The following is an 18655-nucleotide window of genomic DNA, read 5'->3' as shown; positions in this document are numbered from 1 at the left end:
CGGGGGCAGGGTTTCCGGACTGCTTCGCTTTACGTCCGGAAACCCTGCCCCCGAGGCCCGTCCCCTCCCGTGGGTGGGTGGGGAGATGCTTGGTGGGGGCGGGCGTTATCTCTCGGGTTCCCGTTGGGGGGTGCTCTCGCCCGGGTCCAGTGGGGGTGCGCTTACGCCGCAGTGGTAGGTGGTCTTGGCGTGGCAGGGCTCCTCGGCGCCCGGTTCGGGGCGTAGGGCGTTGGTGCGTACGGTCAGCCAGGCGATCAGGGCGCCGACCACCAGGATGCCGGCGCACAGCGGCATGGCGCGCAGGAAGGCGGCGGCGAAGGCGTCCGGCGAGCGGTAGGCCTCCGGGCCGAAGCCCGCGAGCAGTGGCAGCGCGGCCACGGCCACCAGGCCCGCGGCCCGTGCCGCCGCGTTGTTGATGCCGCTGGCCAGACCCGCCCGGTCCACGTCCACCGACGCCAGCACGGTCGCGGTGAGCGGCGCGACCAGCGTCACCATGCCCGCGCCCATGACCACCAGCGCGGGCAGCACATCGGCGAGGTAGGAGGCGCCCCGGCCCACCCGCATCATCAGCAGCAGCCCCGCGGCGCACAGCAGCGGGCCGACGGTGAGCGGGATGCGCGGGCCGATGCGCTGCCCCAGCTCGCCGGAGCGGGCGGACAGCAGCAGCATCAGCACGGTGGTGGGCAGCAGCGCGGTACCGGCCTGCAGCGCCGAGTAGCCGACCACGACCTGGAGCTGGAGCACGGCCAGGAAGAAGAAGCCGCCGAAGGCCGCGTAGACGCAGACCGTCACCGCGTTGATGGCGGAGAACTGGCGGATGCGGAAGATGGCGGGCGGCAGCATCGGATCGTCCTGCCGCCGTTCGACCCGCAGGAAGAGCACACCGAGCAGCACCCCGGCCACCGCGGGAAGGATCACTCCGGGCCCGGCGCCCCCGCTCGGCGCGGCGATCAGCGCATAGGTCACCCCGGCCAGCGCCAGCGCCCCCAGGACCGCGCCCCGTACGTCGAAGCCACGGTGCCGGCCCGCCCCGCGCTCCCGGGTCTCCGGTACGTGCCGCAGCGCCACCGGGACACACACCGCCGCCAGCGGCACGTTCAGGAAGAACACCCAGCGCCAGCCGGGACCGTCCACCAGCCAGCCGCCGACGAACGGGCCCACCGCCGCGGCCACCCCGCCGAGCCCCGACCAGGCGCCGACCGCGCGGGCCCGGTCGTCGGGGTGCAGGACGGCCTGGAGCAGCGCCAGCGAACCGGGGGTGAGCAGCGCCCCGCCGACGCCCTGCAGCGCACGGGCCGCGATCAGCACCCCGGCGTGCGGCGCGAGCCCGCAGAGCAGGGAGGCCGCGGCGAACCACACCACACCGATCACGAACACCCGGCGCCGGCCGAAGCGGTCGCCGAGCGCACCGCCCAGCAGGATCAGCGAGGAGAGAGTGAGCAGATAGGCGGTGACGGTCCACTGGAGGACCGCCAGGTCCGCGTCGAGGTCCTCGCCGATCCGGGGCAGCGCGACATTGACGACCGTGCCGTCGAGCAGCGCCATCCCGGACCCCAGCACGGCCGTCAGCAGCACCCACCTGCCCTGGGCCGAGGCCAGCCGGACCGCGCCGGGCGCACTCGGTTCGCTCATACCGCGAGCATGCCCCGCCCCGCGCCCGCGCGCCCGCGCGGCACCGGACCGGCGGGCACACGAACGGCCCCGGCACGCGAAGGGCTCCGCATCCCGGACGGATGCGGAGCCCTGTGACGCGGCGGCCGGCGGTACGGCCGTGCCGGTTACTTGATCTTGGTGCCGGTGGAGCGCAGGTTGGCGCAGGCCTCGGTGACCCGCTTGGCCATACCGGCCTCGGCCAGCTTGCCCCAGCTGCGCGGGTCGTAGGTCTTCTTGTTGCCGACCTCGCCGTCGACCTTCAGCACACCGTCGTAGTTGCGGAACATGTGGTCCGCGACCGGGCGCGTGAAGGCGTACTGGGTGTCGGTGTCCAGGTTCATCTTGACCACGCCGTTCTCCAGCGCGGTGGCGATCTCCTCCGGCGTGGAGCCGGAGCCGCCGTGGAAGACGAAGTCGAAGGGGGCGGTCTTGCCGTACTTGGCGCCGACGCCCTCCTGGAGGTCCTTCAGCAGCTCGGGACGGAGCACGACGTTGCCCGGCTTGTAGACGCCGTGGACGTTGCCGAAGGAGGCGGCGAGCAGGTAGCGGCCCTTCTCGCCCAGGCCCAGCGCCTCGGCGGTGCGCAGCGCGTCGTCGACCGTGGTGTAGAGCTCGTCGTTGATCTCGTGGGTGACGCCGTCCTCCTCGCCACCGGTCGGGGTGATCTCGACCTCAAGGATGATCTTGGCGGCGGCGGCCTTGGCGAGCAGCTCCTGGCCGATGGCCAGGTTGTCGGCCAGGTTCTCGGCCGAGCCGTCCCACATGTGCGACTGGAACAGCGGGTTCTGGCCCTTGGCGACGCGCTCCGCGGAGATGTCCAGCAGCGGGCGTACGTAGCCGTCCAGCTTGTCCTTGGGGCAGTGGTCGGTGTGCAGCGCGACGGTGACGTCGTACTTCTCGGCGACGACGTGCGCGAACTCGGCGAGCGCGACCGCGCCGGTCACCATGTCCTTGTTGTACTGGCCGCCCAGGAACTCCGCACCACCGGTGGAGATCTGGATGATGCCGTCGCTCTCGGCCTCGGCGAAGCCCCGCAGCGCGGCGTGCAGCGTCTGCGTCGACGTGACGTTGATGGCCGGGTAGGCGAACTTGCCTGCCTTCGCCCGGTCCAGCATCTCGTTGTAGACCTCAGGGGTTGCGATGGGCATCTGTCCGCTCCTTGTGTATGCGGGTGTGCGTTCTTGGCCCTGACCAGGGGGCGAGGACTTCGCCGCTGCACATCTTCCCAGACGAGGCCCCTCGCTCCACATTGCCTGTCCGGCCGTCCCAGTCCGTGGGCGGCCGGTTTCACGTGAAACCAGCCGCCCCTCGGCTAAGCCGCAGGTCAGCGCCGAATGCCCCGATCCGGCGTGCCCCGACGCCCGGCCTCAGCTCAGGCCGAGGTCACCCAGCTGGTAGCCCGTGATATACGGCAGCCCGGCCTCGGCGATGGCCGACGCGGCACCGCGGTCGACGATCGTCGCCACCGCCACGACCTCGGCGCCCGCCTCACGCGCCGCCTCGACGGCGGTCAGCGGCGAGCCACCGGTGGTGGAGGTGTCCTCGACGATCAGGACCCGGCGGCCCTTGATGTCCGGGCCCTCGATACGGCGCTGCATCCCGTGCGCCTTCTGCGCCTTGCGGACCACGAAGGAGTCCAGCCGGCCGCCGCGCGCCGCGGAGGCGTGCAGCATCGAGGTCGCGACCGGGTCGGCACCGAGCGTCAGCCCGCCGACCGCCTCGTAGTCCAGGTCGGCGGTGATGTCCAGCATCAGCCGGCCGACCAGCGGCGAGGCCTCGCCGTCCAGGGTGATCCGGCGCAGGTCGATGTAGTAGTCGGCCTCCTTGCCGGAGGAAAGCGTCACCTTGCCGTGCACCACGGCCTTGTCCTTGATCTGCTGCAGCAGCGCGCCGCGCACGTCGTCACTCATGCGCACGAGCTTATGCGGTGCCTCCGGACAGGCTCCGCCAGCTCCAGGTCATGGAGATCTCCAGCGGGTCGATCGGGGTGACCAGGCGCGGCAGGGTGTTGAGGCCGTTCGGCGGGCCGGTCTGCGGCTCGGCACAGACCGCGGCCTCCTGCTCGTCGTAGACCACGGCCCATTCGGCGCGGCTGGTGAGCTTCAGCTCCAGACGGCCGGGCCAGGTCAGTGTGGCCTCCACACCCTGCGGCATCCCGAAGCAGTCGTCCCAGGGCCCCGGCCCCGGCGGGATGCGGCGGCCGGTGGGGAGGTGGTCGTCGCCCCGCTCCTCCTGCCACTCGGGCGCGAAGTCGAGGTGGACGTCCGGGCCGCCCTCCCCCAGGTTCCGCAGGAACCAGGGGTGCCAGCCGGCCTGCGCGGGGAAGGAGTCGGCGGTCGCCTCGACGCCCAGGGTGAGGGTGAGCGAGCCGCCGTCGGCGGCGAGTTCGACGAGCTGGGTGACCCGCCCCGGGTACGGCCAGGGCGCCGCCGGGTCCTGGAGGTCATAGACGAAGACCCCCTCCGTGGCGCTCGTCCGCGCCGTGCGCCAGCGCAGGTCGCGGCCGGTGCCGTGGATGGCGTGCGGCGCGGCGTTGAGGGGCATGTGGTGGATTTCGCCGCCGTTGCGGAACTTCCCGTGGTCGAGCCGGCCGCACCACGGCACCATCGGGAAACAGCCGTATCGGGGGCCCTGCCGCAGCAGCTCGGTGCCGCCGACACGGAGGCTCGCGATCCGGCAGCCGAGGTCCGGCCGGACGGTCAGTTCGGTGTCTCCGGCGGCCAGTCGCACGCCCTCGGGCGCCTGCGTCCGCGCCGTGCGCTGCGTGGTGTTGTCGGTGCTCACAAAGCCGAGCCTAGGCCGTGCCCCACATGACATGCGGATGCCGTCCCCCACGCGCACCCGAAGCCCGGGAAAACGCCCCGCTCGCACCAGCCTCCGAGGACCGCGCCCCGCGTCACCGCCCCGCTTCAGCGGCGCCGGCGCAGCACCCGGCCGACGACCACCGCGGACGCCAGCACCAGCGCGGCGGCGGGCGCCGCCCAGCGCAGGGTCGCCGAGGGGCCGCCCGACTCGGGTGCGGGCACCGGTGCGTACCGGCCGCGCGGCGGGGCGTGGTCGACCTCTTCCGCGCTGCGCCCGATCATCGTGCGGCGGGCGTGCGCGGCCTCGGCGGGGGCGAGCCGGTCCGGCTCGTCGCCGTAGTCGTGCCCGGGGTGCGCCGGGAACGCGTCCGCCCCCTCGCCCGCGTCGAGGTCCGCCGCCGCGTCCTCGTCCTCGTCGCTGCCCGGGTCCAGGGACGGCGGCGGCACCTCGGTGTCGAACACCCCGGTCCGGGCCACCTCCTCGGTGTCGTCGGCCGCTCCGGCGTCATCGGCCGCTCCGGTGTCACCGGCCACCGGCCGTCGCCGCAGGTCCGCCGCCAGGTTCTCCGCGAAGCGGTCCAGCAGCCGGCGGCCCACCGAGGCGGCCGACCGGTCGGTGGCCTCGGCGAGCCGGCCGTCGCGGTGGACCGTGCCGGAGCAGCGCAACGTCGTACCGGGACCGGGTTCGGTGGCCGGGGCGAGCCGTACGACGAGGGTCAGCGCGACCGTCCCGTCGCCCCGCGCCTCGGTGCCCTTCGCCTCGACGGTCACCGGAGCGGCCGCACCGTCGTCGCCCGACGCGTCGTCACCGGGCCCGTCGTCAGCGCCGACCGTCAGGGTGCCGCGATAGGTGATGGTGGAGCTTCCGATACGCAGTCGCAGCCGGCCCTTGGGACAGTCGGGGGCCGCATCGGCGTCGAGCTGGACTCCCGGGACACAGCGCGCCACCCGCTCCGGCTCGATGAGCGCCTGCCGCACGGTCCCGACGGGAAACGGAACGTACACCTCATGCTCCATGACATGGGAGCCTACCCAGCGCCCGCGACCCCGTGCCCGCCCAGGCGGAATTTCCGGCACCGGCCGGAAACCGCCCCCACTGCCCGCCGCCCGCCCGGCACCTCCCATGGCCCGGCACGTCGCGCCTCGGGCCCGGCACCGCACCGCACCACGCCTCGCCTCGCCCCACCCGCGGCCGCTCGCCCGGTCACCGCGGTCACCGTGATCAGTCGAGATACCGCGGATGCATCAGCGTCGACGCCGGCAGCCCGCCCCGCCGGTCACGGCTCTCCGCGCGCCGGCCGTCCCGCAGTTCCTCGGCGCTGAGGCCGGTCAGCGGGGGCGCGTCGGGGGCCAGGCCGAACGACGGCCGGTGCCGTGCGGCCAGCACGAAGCCCCAGTAGCGGGTGCCGTCCGAGGCAACGGCCGGGACCGCGGCGTCCCCGCGCGGTACGGGGCCCGCCGAGCGGTCCGGGCCGCCGGAGAAGGCCGCTGGCCGGCCGGCCAGCCGGTACGGCACCGTCGCGAGGCCCACCGAGCGGACCGTCGACTCCACCGTCCAGTACAGGCGGGCGCGCTCGACCGGCGGCCCGGCGTGCACCACCAGCCGTCCGTCGTGGGCCAGCAGCCGCGCCGCGAGGCCGTAGAACTCCTGCGAGTAGAGCTTGGTGCTCGCGGTGATCCCGGGATCGGGCAGGTCGGAGACGATGACGTCGTACGACGGCGCCCGCCGCCCGCCGCCGCTGCCGTCCTGCCGCCGCAGCCAGTCGAAGGCGTCGGCGGTCACCACCCGCACCCGGGGGTCGGCGAGCGAACGCCGGTTGAGGCGGGTGAGACCGGGGTCGGTGCGCGCCAACCGCAGCACGCCGGGGTCGAGTTCGACGACGGTCACCGAGCGGACCGCGCGGTAGCGGAGGATCTCGCGCACCGCGAGGCCGTCACCGCCGCCGAGCACCAGCACCCGGCCGTGCGGGCCGCCCGCCATCGCCGGGTGCACCAGCGCTTCGTGGTAGCGGAACTCGGTCTCCGCGCTGACCCGGAGCCGCCCGTCGAGATACAGCTCCAGCGGTCCGCCGGAACCTTTCCTCCCGCGCCCCGCACCGGCTCCGTCACCCGTCCCGCCGGTCATCACCACCTCCTGGACGCCGGTCTGCACCGCGACCCTGGCCGAGGCGCCGTAGACCGCCAGCCGGGCGGCCCGCTCGAACGGCGTGGCCAGCACCGCGCCCGTCGCGAGCAGGGCGAGGACCAGGGCGTTGACGCCGAGGAGGGCCCAGCGGGCGCGGGCCGTGAGGTCGCGGCGGAACAGCCACAGCACCAGCACGGCACCGGCCACCGCGTTGACGGCGCCGGTGAGCAGGGCGCCGGTCAGCTGGCCGAAGCCCGGCAGCAGCAGAAAGGGAAAGGCCAGCCCGCCGACCAGGGCGCCGACGTAGTCCGCCGCGAAGAGGTCGGCGACCGCGCCACCCGCGTCCTGCCGGCGCACCCGCTGGATCAGGGTCATCAGCAGCGGCACCTCGGCGCCGATCAGGATGCCGATGGCCAGGGAGAAGCCGACCAGTGCGGAGCGGGACTGCCCGAACCAGGCGAAGCAGGCGTAGAGCGCCATCGCGGACGTGCCGCCGACCAGCGCGAGAACGGCCTCCACCGCACCGAACCCGACCGCCGCCCGGCAGCGCAGCCGCTTGGCGAGCAGCGCGCCGATGCCCATCGCGAAGACCATGACGGACAGCACGACCGAGGCCTGGGTGACGGAGTCGCCCACCAAGTACGTGGCCAGGGCGACCAGTTCGAGCTCGTAGACCAGACCGCAGGCGGCGCAGACGAAGACGACGGCGAGGACGAGCAGCCGGCCCAGCCCGGCCGGCACCGGCAGCAGGGCCGGCAGCAGGGCGTCCGGCGGGCCGGCGGCGCCGGTGCGAGCGGACTCTGGCGGGTCGATCATAAAGTGAACGCTACGTGACGATTCTGTGGCGCTCCGTCACCCACACGAGTAGACCTCGGGGGCTACACGCCTCAGTTGGGGCGTTTCCGAAGGGTGGGCCACAAGGGCGCTCCGCACCGCGCACGTCGCGCACGCCCCACCCTCCGCGCCCTCCCGGACCCCCACGCCCCCGGCGCACTTCCTTCGCGCCCCTCGCACCCCACACTCCCCCGCGCCCTCCCGCCGACCGAACCGGTCACTTTTCGCCAGGGCGCGCTAGACCGCCGCGACCCTGGCCCGTACGCCCACGCGGGTACGGGTGGCCACCAGACGGCCCTCCTGCGGGTACGCGTGCCAGGTCCGCCAGCGCACCTGGCCCTGCTGGCGCTGCGCCAGCATCGCGGTGAAGGCGTGCGGCGAGCCGGGGAACGTACCGGCGAGCCCGTGCGGATGCTCGGCCACCAGCGCCAGCAACTCCTGCGCACGGCCGGCGAACGAGCCGCGCGAGAGGGTCTCCACATGGGCGGCGAACTCGTACTCCCAGTCCCCCAGCCGCTTCGCCACCCCGAGTGGCAGCGGTGTGCTGCTGCCCGGCATACAGGCGACCGTTTCGGAGCAGGTGCCGTGCTCCTCCTGGAGAAGCACCTGGTGGGAGGCGCCGAGCAGCCGCAACTGCACCTGCGCGTCCTGGAGTTGGAGATCGAGTACGGCCAGGGCGGGCAGGGGTTCCCTGCCCAGCGCCCAGGCCAGGTCGGAGGCACGGGTATCGGTGTACGCCGTCGTCAAAGTCGTGAGCATGGGTCGGCTCCGCAAAAACACGCAGTGGAATGGTGGGCCGGCCCGCCCGAAAAGGATCAGTGATGTACGACTGCCTGCCGGCTCGCGCCCACGTGGGGTCGGAGAACGTGGGGGATTCTCTGGGGAGAGGGAATCATGAAAGCCCCGTCGCCCACAGCGCTTTTACCCATCTTCTCCGGGTTTCCATCCGCGCGGGGGCCTTGCAGTTCAGTTGTTCAACGACCAAGCGCCCGGGGGGTGTTGGCCCTTCGGCCAGCACCCCCCGGGCGCATATGCGACAAGCAACTAGCCATCCGCACATATGGAGTTGGCACCACGCACCGTCGGCGCGGGAGCCGGCGCGGTCGGCTCAGCTGCCGCCACCGCCGCCTCCACCGCAGCCGCCCCCACCGCCGCCACCGCCGCAGGAGGAACCGCCACCACACGAGGACCCGCCGCCGCAGCCACCGCCGCCGTGGTGCCCACCGTGGTGGCCACCGCCCGAACCCCCGTCACCGCCGGCCCACCAGCTGCCGCCGGCCCCGCTGTACCCGCCGGAGCCGCGTCCGCGACCCCCGCCCGAACCGGTCCGCGAGGCCAGCACCACCAGGCCGATCACCCCCGCGCAGATCACCACGAAGACCACGATCCCCATTTGCCTCACTCTCCTTTCATTCCCCCGAAGCGAGGCACTCGCTCCGTCCGGCGCCCTGTGCGCCGCTCCGGCGCCGCCTGGCGCCGTGGGCCGTCCTCGTCGACGACCGTCTCATTTCCGTTGTGCGGGGCTGATGCCCCCGGCCCCGGCGTCTCAAAGCACAGTTGAGGAAGTCCAGAGGTTCGGCGCAGGATGGCGCCCATGGACCGACCGCTGCTCAACCGCCGCCTCGCCGAATTCGGCACCACGATCTTCGCCGAGATGTCCGCACTCGCCGTGCGGACCGGCTCCATCAACCTCGGCCAGGGCTTCCCCGACGCCGACGGCCCGGAAGAGGTCAGGGAGGCGGCGGTGCGCGCCCTGCGCGACGGCCGCGGCAACCAGTACCCGCCCGGCCCCGGCATCCCCGAGCTGCGCGCCGCCGTCGCCGCCCATCAGCAGCGTTTCTACGGCCACCTCGGCCTCTCCTACGACCCCGACACCGAGGTCCTGGTCACCGCGGGCGCCACCGAGGCCCTCGCGGCCTCCCTGCTGGCGCTGCTGGAGCCGGGCGACGAGGTCATCGCCCTGGAGCCGTACTACGACTCGTACGCCGCCGGCATCGCGCTGGCGGGCGGCCGCCGCGTGCCGGTGACCCTGCGCGCGGACCCGGAGTCCGGCCGCTACCGCCTCGACCTGGACGAACTGCGCGACGCCGTCACCGGCAACACCCGCCTGATCCTCCTCAACACCCCGCACAACCCCACCGGCACCGTGCTGTCCCGCGAGGAGCTCGCCGAGATCGCCCGCCTCGCCTGCGAGCGCGACCTCCTCGTCATCACCGACGAGGTCTACGAGCACCTCGTGTTCGAGGGCGAGCACCTCCCGCTCGCGTCGTTCCCCGGCATGCGCGAACGCACCGTCACCATCGGTTCTGCCGGCAAGACCTTCTCGTTCACCGGCTGGAAGGTCGGCTGGGTCACCGCGCCCGCGGAGCTGGTCACTGCCGTCCGCTCGGCCAAGCAGTTCCTCACCTACGTCTCCGCCGGCCCCTTCCAGTACGCCGTCGCCGAGGCGCTCGCCCTGCCCGACAGCTACTTCGCGGACCTGCGCGACGACCTGCGCGCCAAGCGCGACGTCCTGGCCACCGGACTCACCGACGCCGGCTTCCAGGTCTTCCGCCCCGCCGGCACCTACTTCATCACCACCGACATCCGCCCCCTGGGCCACCACGACGGCTTCGCCTTCTGCCGCTCCCTCCCCGAACGCATCGGCGTCGTCGCCATCCCCAACGCCGTCTTCTACGACCACAAGGACCAGGGCGCCCCCTACGTCCGCTTCGCCTTCTGCAAGCAGGAGTCGGTCCTACGGGAGGCGGCGGACCGGCTCGGCAAACTCTGACCGGAGGCCCGCGGGGTCTCAAACATGCACCGGCTCACCCGCCCCAACACACCCGGGCCCCGAAGCCGTTCGGCTTCGGGGCCCGGGCAGCGGGGTGGGTGTGGGACGGACGGGGCTCAGGCCTCGTCGTCACCCGGCTTCTGGTCGGAGTCGCCTTCGATCTCGGCCTCCAGGCCGAGCTGCTCGACGATCCACTTGTCGAACTCGATGGAGGCGCGGACCCAGCTGACCGTGCTCGACACGAAGTGTTCGAGCGAGACGCCGGTGCCGATCAGCATCGACGCCTCACCGATCAGACGGACCGTGCCGTCGTCGTGGGTGTGGGTGTAGGCCTTGGGCCACAGCGTCCGGCGGTTCCAGTCGTCGATCGCCTCCAGCAGCTTCGACTTCTCGTCGATGCCGTGCGGACGGTCGTAGAACGTGCGGACGGAGAAGATCTGCTGCTCCTCCTCGCCCCGGAACATGAAGTACGTGCGGAACTGCTCCCACGGGGCGGCGAGGTCACCCTCCTCGTCGACTACGTACTTCAGCTCCATCTGGTCGAGGAGCTGCTTGACCAGGTCCTGGTCTGGCACGACGGGACCATCAGGCCCCGACGGCTCGGGTTCGGGCTGGCCCCCGAAATTCGGAATCGAGGACGGGTCGATGCTCACCGTGGAATTCCCTTCGTATGGTCCCTGCCATCCTCCCCCACATCCGCCCCGTCGTGGCAACCCGGACGGAGCGGATGCGGGCAAGGCGTCGCCCGGGGCAACGATCGTCGGGCCGGAGGGGTGCCCGGAGCGCGGCCCCGGGCACCCCGCCCCCGCCGGTCACCCCGCGGACCGCCCCTCCGTCTCCACCGACAGCCCGTCGCCGTCCACGTCGACCCGGACGGTGTCCCCGTCCAGCACCTCGCCGGACAGGATGGCGCGGGCGAGCTGGTCGCCGATGGCCGTCTGGACCAGGCGGCGCAGCGGGCGGGCGCCGTAGGACATGTCGGGGGCGGGGGCGTCGATGACCGGCTCCTGGCCGAGCCAGGCGAGCCAGGTCAGGGCGCGGTCGGTGACGTCCAGCGTCAGCCTGCGGTCGCCGAGCCGGCGCTGGAGGTGGGCGAGCTGGATACGGGCGATCCGCTGCAGCTGGTCCGTGCCGAGCGGGTGGAAGACCACCACGTCGTCGAGCCGGTTGAGGAACTCGGGACGGAAGGACGCGCGGACCGTCTCCAGCACCTTCTCCCGCTTCTGGTCCTCCTTGAGCAGCGGGTCCATGAGGAAGGTGGAGCCGAGGTTGGAGGTCAGGATGAGGATGGTGTTGCGGAAGTCGACGGTGCGGCCCTGGCCGTCCGTGAGCCGGCCGTCGTCGAGGACCTGCAACAGGATGTCGAAGACCTCGTGGTGGGCCTTCTCCACCTCGTCCAGCAGGACGACGGAGTACGGGCGGCGGCGGACCGCCTCCGTGAGCTGGCCGCCCTCCTCGTAGCCGACGTAGCCGGGCGGCGCACCGACCAGCCGCGCCACGCTGTGCTTCTCGCTGTACTCCGACATGTCGATGCGGACCATCGCCCGCTCGTCGTCGAAGAGGAAGTCCGCGAGCGCCTTGGCCAGCTCGGTCTTGCCGACGCCGGTCGGGCCGAGGAACAGGAACGAGCCGGTGGGGCGGTCCGGGTCGGCGATCCCGGCGCGGGTGCGGCGCACGGCGTCGGAGACGGACCGTACGGCCTCGGTCTGGCCGATCAGCCGCTTGCCCAGCTCCTCCTCCATCCGCAGCAGCTTCTGGGTCTCGCCCTCCAGGAGACGGCCGGCCGGGATACCGGTCCAGGCGCCGACCACATCCGCGATGTCGTCAGGACCGACCTCCTCCTTGACCATGGACTCCTTGGACGCCTCCTGCTCGGCCTCGGCGGCGGCCGCCTCCTCCAGCTCCCGCTCGACCCCCGGGATCTCGCCGTAGAGCAGCTTGGAGGCGCTGTCGAAGTCGCCGTCGCGCTGGGCGCGCTCCGCCTGGCCGCGCAGCTCGTCGAGCTTCTCCTTGAGCGCGCCGACGCGGTTGAGGCTCTGCTTCTCCTTCTCCCAGCGGGCGGTCAGGCCGCGCAGCTCCTCCTCCTTGTCGGCGAGGTCCTTGCGCAGCTTCTCCAGGCGCTGGACGGAGCCGGCGTCGGTCTCGTTGCGCAGCGCCAGCTCCTCCATCTTGAGCCGGTCGACGGCGCGCTGGAGCTCGTCGATCTCCACGGGCGAGGAGTCGATCTCCATACGGAGGCGGGAGGCGGCCTCGTCGACCAGGTCGATGGCCTTGTCGGGCAGGAACCGGGAGGTGATGTAGCGGTCGGAGAGGGAGGCGGCCGCGACCAGCGCGGAGTCCGCGATCTGCACCTTGTGGTGGGCCTCGTAGCGGCCCTTGAGCCCGCGCAGGATGGCCACCGTGTCCTCGACGGTCGGCTCGGCGACCAGCACCTGCTGGAAGCGCCGCTCCAGCGCCGGGTCCTTCTCGATCCGCTCGCGGTACTCGTCGAGGGTGGTCGCGCCGACCATCCGCAGCTCACCGCGGGCCAGCATCGGCTTGAGCATGTTGCCGGCGTCCATGGACGAGTCGCCGCCGGCGCCCGCGCCGACGACCGTGTGCAGCTCGTCGATGAAGGTGATGATCTGGCCCTCGCTGGACTTGATCTCCGCCAGGACGGTCTTCAGCCGCTCCTCGAACTCACCGCGGTACTTGGCGCCCGCGACCATCGCGCCCAGGTCGAGCGCGACCAGCCGCTTGTTGCGCAGCGACTCGGGGACGTCGCCCTTGACGATCCGCTGCGCCAGCCCCTCGACGACGGCGGTCTTGCCGACACCGGGCTCGCCGATCAGCACCGGGTTGTTCTTGGTACGGCGGGACAGCACCTGCACCACCCGGCGGATCTCGTGGTCCCGGCCGATGACCGGGTCGAGCTTGCCCTCGCGGGCGGCCGCGGTGAAGTCCGTACCGAACTTCTCCAGGGCCTTGTACGTGCCCTCCGGGTCGGCGTTGGTCACCCGCTGCCCGCCGCGGCTGGCCTCGAAGGCGGCCAGCAGCTTCTTGGCGGACGCGCCCTGCTGTCCCAGCAGCTCACCGGTGCGCCCGCCCTTGGCGGCGATGCCGATGAGGAGGTGCTCGGTGGAGACATAGGCGTCGCCCAGCTCCTTGGCGCGCTGGGTGGCGTCCGCGATGGCGGCGAGCAGATCGCGGTCCGGCTGCGGCGGGGCGACCGTCGAGCCCTGCACGCTGGGCAGCGCGGCCAGCTGGCGCTCGGCGCCGTTGCGCAGCGCGGCGGCGTCCGCCTCGACGGCGGCCAGCAGGTCCATGATGTTCTCGTTGTCCTGCCCGGCCAGCAGCGCGAGCAGCAGGTGCGCGGACGTCATGTCCGCATGCCCGGCGGCGATCGCCCGCTCATTGGCGGCGCTCAGCGCCTCCCGGCTCTTGTTGGTCAGCTCGGCGTCCACGTCCTCGCGATCCTCCTCGTCTCGTCCTGATCAGCGTCTTTCCTCAGTCTGACCCGGCCAGGGGCCGGACGCCGGAAATGCTGCTCATACCGCAATCCTGCTCGCACCAGCGTGCGATAAATTGAGTCTAGGGCACTCAAGTCAGTTTCGGGAGCCGTCCCCGCTGACTCTCGCTCACTCGTGCGAGGGAACTGCGGCCGATCGCGCCCGCCCGTCCCCGCCGCCCGGTGACACTGGCCTTCGACCACGAGGAGGTGCAGCATGACGGCTATGGCACACGAGCCGATGCCCACGCAGGACGACATCCTCCTGGAAGGCTTTCTGGCGCTGGAGACCCCGACAGGTTTCCGGGCCGAGCTCATCGAGGGGGAGATCGCTGTGACACCGCCGCCGGATGGCGACCACGAGGACTACCTGAGTCTCGTCTTCGAGCAGGTGATGCGGTTGTCTGCGACTGCCATGCAGTTCTCGGGGCACAAAGGACTCGTCCTCTCCCCCGCGGCGGGCCAGCCCGCGGATCACGTGATCCCCGACGCCACCATCGCCCCACGCGCGCTGCGTCTCTTCCGCGGCGCCCCTCCCTGGATGCCCAGCGACGGCGTTGCCATGGTCGTCGAGGTGACGTCGAGCAAGCCCCACAAGGACCGTGTCGCCAAGCGCCATGGCTACGCCCGTTCCGGCATTCCGCTCTATCTCCTGGTCGACCGTGACAAGTCAGCGGTCACCCTGTTCAGCGAGCCGGAGGGCGAGGACTACCTCAACACCCACATCGCCCCTCTCGGCAAACCCCTCCCCCTCCCCGCCCCCTTCTCCTTCGACCTGGAGACCGCCGACTTCCTCTGAGCCCCGGGCCCCGAACTACGCTGGCCCCCATGGCCCACGACCTCAGCGCCCTCAGCCCGGAGTACCTCGCCTTCTGGGGCGAGTACCTGATGCCGACGCTCACCACGCTGCGTACGGACGGGACGCCCCATGTGGTTCCCGTAGGCGTCACCTACGACGCCGGGCAGCGGATCGCGCGGATCATCACCCGAAAGGACAGCACCAAGGTCAAGAACGTCCTCGCCGCCGGGGCGGACGGCGCCACCGTCGCCGTGTGCCAGGTCGACAGGGGACGCTGGGCGACGCTGGAGGGCCGGGCCCGGGTGCGTACGGACGCCGAGTCGGTGGCCGACGCGGTGCGCCGGTACGCCGAGCGGTACGGCCGGACCCCGACGCCCAACCCCGACCGCGTCATGATCGAGATCGCCGTGACCCGGGCGATGGGCCGGGCCTGAGGGCCCCGCTCCCCCTTCTTGCGCGCCTCCTCCGGCCCCTGGCCGGAAACGGTCCCTCCGGCTCCGCTCCGGGCCACGCACCTGGTACTCAAGAGCGACGGGAACCGAACAGCTCCGCGCAATGACGGACGACATCGGGCCTTTCCCCGGCAAAAGACAGCAGCTGGAGGCCGTATGGCGTCGGCAGTGAGCACCGTGACGACCGTTCCGCGCCGTCCGTCCCGCACCCCGCCGCGCCCCCGCGCCGAGCTCTGCCCGCGCTGCGGCGGCCCGCTCGCGGTCAATCAGGACGGCTGGAAGATCTGCCACGCCTGCGGCTATGCCTCGCCGCCCGGTACAGCCCCTCCTCCACGGGCCGCTCGCGGGGGTATCGTCGCCCCCACAGTCGCCACGCCCCGGAGGGCACGATGAACTCGGTCCGAGTCACGGCGATCGCCTGCCTGCTGCCGCTGTCCGAGCTCGACGAGGACCCGTTCCTGGTCGATGACCGCAGCCAGCACGACATGTGCAAGCAGTGGGCGGCGGCCCGTGACTACCACCTGACCTGCCAGCTCAGCCTGCACCGGCTGCGCGCCGACCACGGCGCGCTGTGGCGTGACGTCGAGGAGGGCCTGGTCGACGTGTTCGTGGCGCCCAACCGCCGGGCGCTGGAGACGGCCATCGCCGGCGCGGACGAGTTCACCGCGCGGTGCGCCGCGGCCGGTGTCCGCCTGGAGACCGCCGACCTCGACGAGCCGGTCTACACCCTGGCGATGAAGTCACAGGTGCACCGGCGGCTGTCGATGCCGACGGCGGGATACAACGGCTGCTGACGGAGCGCCACCGCGCCCGCCGACAGCCCCGCGGACAGCGAGAAGGGCCGGGTCGCCCCGGCCCTTCGTCAGCTCATACCGCGGATGCCGGCAGCCCGGCCGCGGCCGTCACTCCGGCCGCTTGGGGCGCCAGACCACCAGCGCGCTGGTCTGCTGCACGTCCTGATACGGCACCAGATCGCGCCGGTAGGAGGCGTGCACCGCCGCCTCCCGCTGCTGCATCGCGCTGGCCGCGCCCTCCAGGGCGCCCTGCAGCTCGATGACCCGCTGCTGCAGGGCCGCGACCTGGTTCTCCAGCTCGATGATGCGCTTGATGCCGGCGAGGTTGATGCCCTCGTCCTGGGACAACTGCTGCACCGTACGGAGCAGTTCGATGTCCCGGGCCGAATAGCGGCGGCCCCGCCCGGCCGTGCGGTCGGGCGAGACCAGCCCCAGGCGGTCGTACTGCCGAAGGGTCTGCGGATGCAGGCCGGAGAGCTGAGCCGCGACGGAGATGACGTACACCGGCGACTCGTCGGTCAGTTCATAGGGGTTACGACGCTGCCCGCCCCGGCTGTCCATCTCAAGCTCCCTTCGCGGCCTGGAACAGCTCCGCCCGCGGGTCCGCACCCGCGGTCGCCTCGCGATACGCCTCCAGCGACTCCTTCGCCTTGTCGCCGAGGTCGCTGGGGACCAGCACCTCGATGGTGACCAGCAGATCGCCGCGGGTGCCGTCCTTGCGGGTCGCCCCCTTGCCACGAGCCCGCATGGTGCGCCCGTTGGGGGTGCCGGCCGGCAGCTTCAGCGTCACCGGCGGACCGCCCAGGGTCGGCACCTTGACCTCGCCGCCGAGCGCGGCCTCCGGGAAGGTGACCGGCACCGTGACGGTGAGGTTGTCACCCTTGCGGCCGAAGACCGGGTGGGCGTCGACATGCACGACCACGTACAGGTCGCCCGCCGGGCCGCCCTGCTCGCCCGGGGCGCCCTTGCCGCGCAGCCGGATGCGCTGCCCGTCGGAGACGCCCGCGGGAATACGCACCTGCATCGTGCGGGCACTGGTGGCCCGCCCGCTGCCCTTGCAGACCTCACAGGCGTCCTGGGCGATCAGGCCCCGGCCCTTGCAGTCGGCGCACGGGTCGGTGAGCGAGAAGCCGCCGCCCGCGCCCCGGCTGACCTGACCGGTGCCGACGCAGGTCGGGCAGACCCGCGGCGTCCCGTTCTTGTCGCCGGTGCCGGAACACGCCTTGCACGGCGCCTGGCTGGACATCCGCAGCGGGACCGTGGCCCCGTCGACCGCCTCGGTGAAGCTGAGCGTCACCTCGGACTCGATGTCCTGGCCACGGCGCGCGTGGGTCCGCGCCCCGGCCCCGCCGCGGTTGAACAGGCCGCCGAAGACGTCCCCCAGACCGCCGCCGAAGCCCCCGCCGCCGCCTGCCTGGCCCTGCGAGCCCCCGAAGAGGTCGCCCAGGTCGAAGTTGAAGTTGCCGCCGCCGCCCGGCCCCGGCCGGTATCCGCCGTTGCCGAACAGCGTGCGCGCCTCGTCGTACTCCTTGCGGCGTTTGCTGTCGCCCAGGACGTCGTTCGCCTCGGAGATCTCCTTGAAGCGCTCCTCGGCCTTGGCGTCGCCCTTGTTGGCGTCCGGGTGGTACTCGCGGGCGAGCTTCCGGTACGCCTTCTTGATCTCCGCTTCCGTGGCGTCCTTCGGGACGCCGAGGACCTTGTAGTAGTCCTTCTCGACGAAGTCCTTGGTGCTCATCCCCGACGTCCCTCCTTCCGCGCGGTTTTCGATTCTGTCCTCACGTCAGCCCTCGTCCGGGCCACCGCTCTCCTCGTCCGAGGCCTTGGCGTCCTCGTCGGAGGCGGACTTGGTGCCCTGGGCACCGGGCTGCGGTTCGGCCACGGCGACCCGCGCGGGGCGGATCGTTCGTTCACCGATGCGATACCCGGGCTGCAGGATCGCCACGCACGTCGTCTCGGTGACATCCGGTGCGTACGAGTGCATCAGCGCCTCGTGGATCGTCGGGTCGAAGGGCTCGCCCTCCTTGCCGAACTGCTGCAGACCCAGCTTGGCGACCGCGGTCTCCAGCGATTCGGCCACCGACTTGAAGCCGCCGACCAGTTCGCCGTGCTCACGGGCACGGCCGACGTCGTCGAGGGTGGGCAGGAGCTCGGACAGGAGGTTCGCCGCGGCGATCTCCTTGACCGTGACCCGGTCCCTTTCCACCCGACGGCGGTAGTTCTGGTACTCGGCCTGCAGCCGCTGGAGGTCCGCCGTGCGCTCGTTGAGCGCCGTACGCACCTGGTCCAGCTGCGCCTGAAGCGCTACATCCGGTACGTCCCCGGCCGGGGCCGAGCCCGCCTTGTCGGCGGACTCGGCCTGCGCCGCGTCTTCGGGAGCGGCGTCGGAGGGGACGTCGGGCTTCTCGTCGAAGCCCGGGGTCTCCTCCGTCACGCGGCACCGTCCTTCTTGGGCTTCTCGTCGTCGACGATCTCGGCGTCCACGACATCGTCCTCGGCCTTGGCCTGCTCGGCGCCCTCGGCACCCGCGGCGCCCTCGGCACCGGCCGCACCCTGGGCGTCGGCGTACATGGCCTGGCCGAGCTTCTGGGAGACGGCCGCGACCTTCTCGGTGGCGGTGCGGATCTCCGCGGTGTCCTCACCCTTGAGCTTCTCCTTCAGCTCGGTGAGGGCCTCCTCGACCTCGGTCTTGACCTCGCCGGGAACCTTCTCCTCGTTGTCCTTGAGGAACTTCTCGGTCTGGTAGACGAGCTGCTCGCCCTGGTTGCGGGACTCGGCGGCCTCGCGGCGGGCGTGGTCCTCGTCCGCGTACTTCTCGGCCTCCTGGCGCATCCGGTCGACCTCGTCCTTCGGCAGCGAGGAGCCGCCGGTGACGGTCATCTTCTGCTCCTTGCCCGTGCCCAGGTCCTTCGCGGTCACGTGCATGATGCCGTTGGC

Annotated in this window: 19 protein-coding genes; 5 read left to right on the top strand and 14 right to left on the bottom strand. The window is 72.2% G+C overall.

Annotated elements, in window-relative coordinates; genetic code table 11:
• Positions 1-105: 105 nt before the first annotated feature.
• From ACWC9R_RS35215 to ACWC9R_RS35180, 8 genes are all read right to left on the bottom strand, one after another.
• Positions 106-1632, bottom strand: coding sequence for an MFS transporter (locus ACWC9R_RS35215; protein ID WP_450737764.1), 1527 nt, complete (start codon positions 1630-1632; stop codon positions 106-108).
• Positions 1633-1778: 146 nt separating this feature from the next.
• A complete protein-coding gene (gene fbaA, locus ACWC9R_RS35210; RefSeq protein ID WP_450737762.1) occupies positions 1779-2801 on the bottom strand; it encodes a class II fructose-bisphosphate aldolase in 1023 nt (340 codons plus the stop codon).
• A 219-nt stretch (positions 2802-3020) separates the two neighbouring features.
• Positions 3021-3563, bottom strand: coding sequence for an orotate phosphoribosyltransferase (gene pyrE, locus ACWC9R_RS35205; protein WP_362602227.1), 543 nt, complete (start codon positions 3561-3563; stop codon positions 3021-3023).
• A gap of 10 nt (positions 3564-3573) precedes the next feature.
• Positions 3574-4437 carry an aldose epimerase family protein gene (locus tag ACWC9R_RS35200; RefSeq protein WP_450737760.1) on the bottom strand — a complete coding sequence of 288 codons (864 nt, stop codon included), beginning with the start codon at positions 4435-4437 and terminating at the stop codon, positions 3574-3576.
• 125 nt (positions 4438-4562) lie between these two features.
• The gene (locus ACWC9R_RS35195) at positions 4563-5474 is read right to left on the bottom strand and encodes an SRPBCC domain-containing protein (protein ID WP_450737759.1); all 912 of its coding nucleotides are present in this window, start codon (positions 5472-5474) and stop codon (positions 4563-4565) included.
• 205 nt (positions 5475-5679) lie between these two features.
• A complete protein-coding gene (locus ACWC9R_RS35190) occupies positions 5680-7398 on the bottom strand; it encodes a polyamine aminopropyltransferase (RefSeq protein ID WP_450737757.1) in 1719 nt (572 codons plus the stop codon).
• 255 nt (positions 7399-7653) lie between these two features.
• Positions 7654-8175, bottom strand: a complete 522-nt coding sequence (locus ACWC9R_RS35185; protein ID WP_362602215.1) for a DUF2617 family protein — start codon at positions 8173-8175, stop codon at positions 7654-7656.
• A gap of 349 nt (positions 8176-8524) precedes the next feature.
• Positions 8525-8809, bottom strand: coding sequence for a hypothetical protein (locus ACWC9R_RS35180; protein WP_450737755.1), 285 nt, complete (start codon positions 8807-8809; stop codon positions 8525-8527).
• 201 nt (positions 8810-9010) lie between these two features.
• Between ACWC9R_RS35180 and ACWC9R_RS35175 the strand changes: the two genes are divergently transcribed.
• Positions 9011-10189 (top strand): pyridoxal phosphate-dependent aminotransferase, encoded by a 1179-nt coding sequence (locus ACWC9R_RS35175; RefSeq protein WP_450737753.1) that lies wholly within the window; start codon positions 9011-9013, stop codon positions 10187-10189.
• Positions 10190-10305: 116 nt separating this feature from the next.
• On the opposite strand, the gene ACWC9R_RS35170 is transcribed toward ACWC9R_RS35175, so the two are convergent.
• Together ACWC9R_RS35170 and clpB are read right to left on the bottom strand one after the other, a co-directional pair.
• A complete protein-coding gene (locus tag ACWC9R_RS35170; protein ID WP_450737751.1) occupies positions 10306-10842 on the bottom strand; it encodes a YbjN domain-containing protein in 537 nt (178 codons plus the stop codon).
• A 159-nt stretch (positions 10843-11001) separates the two neighbouring features.
• Entirely contained in the window at positions 11002-13632 is a 2631-nt protein-coding gene (clpB, locus tag ACWC9R_RS35165) for an ATP-dependent chaperone ClpB (protein WP_450737750.1), read from the bottom strand.
• 270 nt (positions 13633-13902) lie between these two features.
• On the opposite strand from clpB, the gene ACWC9R_RS35160 reads away from it, so the two are divergent.
• The 4 genes from ACWC9R_RS35160 (at position 13903) to ACWC9R_RS35145 (ending at position 15721) form a co-directional block, all read left to right on the top strand.
• Positions 13903-14475: a Uma2 family endonuclease gene (locus ACWC9R_RS35160; protein WP_450737766.1), complete on the top strand. Its 573-nt coding sequence runs from the start codon at positions 13903-13905 to the stop codon at positions 14473-14475.
• A gap of 29 nt (positions 14476-14504) precedes the next feature.
• Positions 14505-14909, top strand: coding sequence for a pyridoxamine 5'-phosphate oxidase family protein (locus ACWC9R_RS35155; protein WP_362602186.1), 405 nt, complete (start codon positions 14505-14507; stop codon positions 14907-14909).
• Between the two features lie 174 nt (positions 14910-15083).
• A complete protein-coding gene (locus tag ACWC9R_RS35150; protein WP_450737748.1) occupies positions 15084-15320 on the top strand; it encodes an NADH pyrophosphatase zinc ribbon domain-containing protein in 237 nt (78 codons plus the stop codon).
• Positions 15317-15721, top strand: coding sequence for a hypothetical protein (locus tag ACWC9R_RS35145; protein ID WP_450737746.1), 405 nt, complete (start codon positions 15317-15319; stop codon positions 15719-15721). Before ACWC9R_RS35150 ends, ACWC9R_RS35145 begins: the two co-directional genes overlap by 4 nt.
• A gap of 108 nt (positions 15722-15829) precedes the next feature.
• Here the strand turns inward: ACWC9R_RS35145 and ACWC9R_RS35140 are convergent, their stop codons facing one another.
• The 4 genes from ACWC9R_RS35140 to ACWC9R_RS35125 form a co-directional block, all read right to left on the bottom strand.
• Positions 15830-16282 (bottom strand): heat shock protein transcriptional repressor HspR, encoded by a 453-nt coding sequence (locus ACWC9R_RS35140; RefSeq protein WP_450737745.1) that lies wholly within the window; start codon positions 16280-16282, stop codon positions 15830-15832.
• 1 nt (position 16283) lies between these two features.
• Positions 16284-17456 carry a molecular chaperone DnaJ gene (gene dnaJ / locus ACWC9R_RS35135; RefSeq protein ID WP_362602174.1) on the bottom strand — a complete coding sequence of 391 codons (1173 nt, stop codon included), beginning with the start codon at positions 17454-17456 and terminating at the stop codon, positions 16284-16286.
• Between the two features lie 45 nt (positions 17457-17501).
• Positions 17502-18152, bottom strand: a complete 651-nt coding sequence (gene grpE / locus ACWC9R_RS35130) for a nucleotide exchange factor GrpE (RefSeq protein ID WP_450737743.1) — start codon at positions 18150-18152, stop codon at positions 17502-17504.
• The coding region (locus tag ACWC9R_RS35125; protein ID WP_450737741.1) for an Hsp70 family protein at positions 18149-18655 on the bottom strand (507 nt) is incomplete at its 5' end. The genes grpE and ACWC9R_RS35125, both read right to left, overlap by 4 nt.

This window comes from Streptomyces sp. NPDC001219 (assembly GCF_053597915.1).
This window is presented reverse-complemented; position numbering and strand designations above follow the sequence as displayed.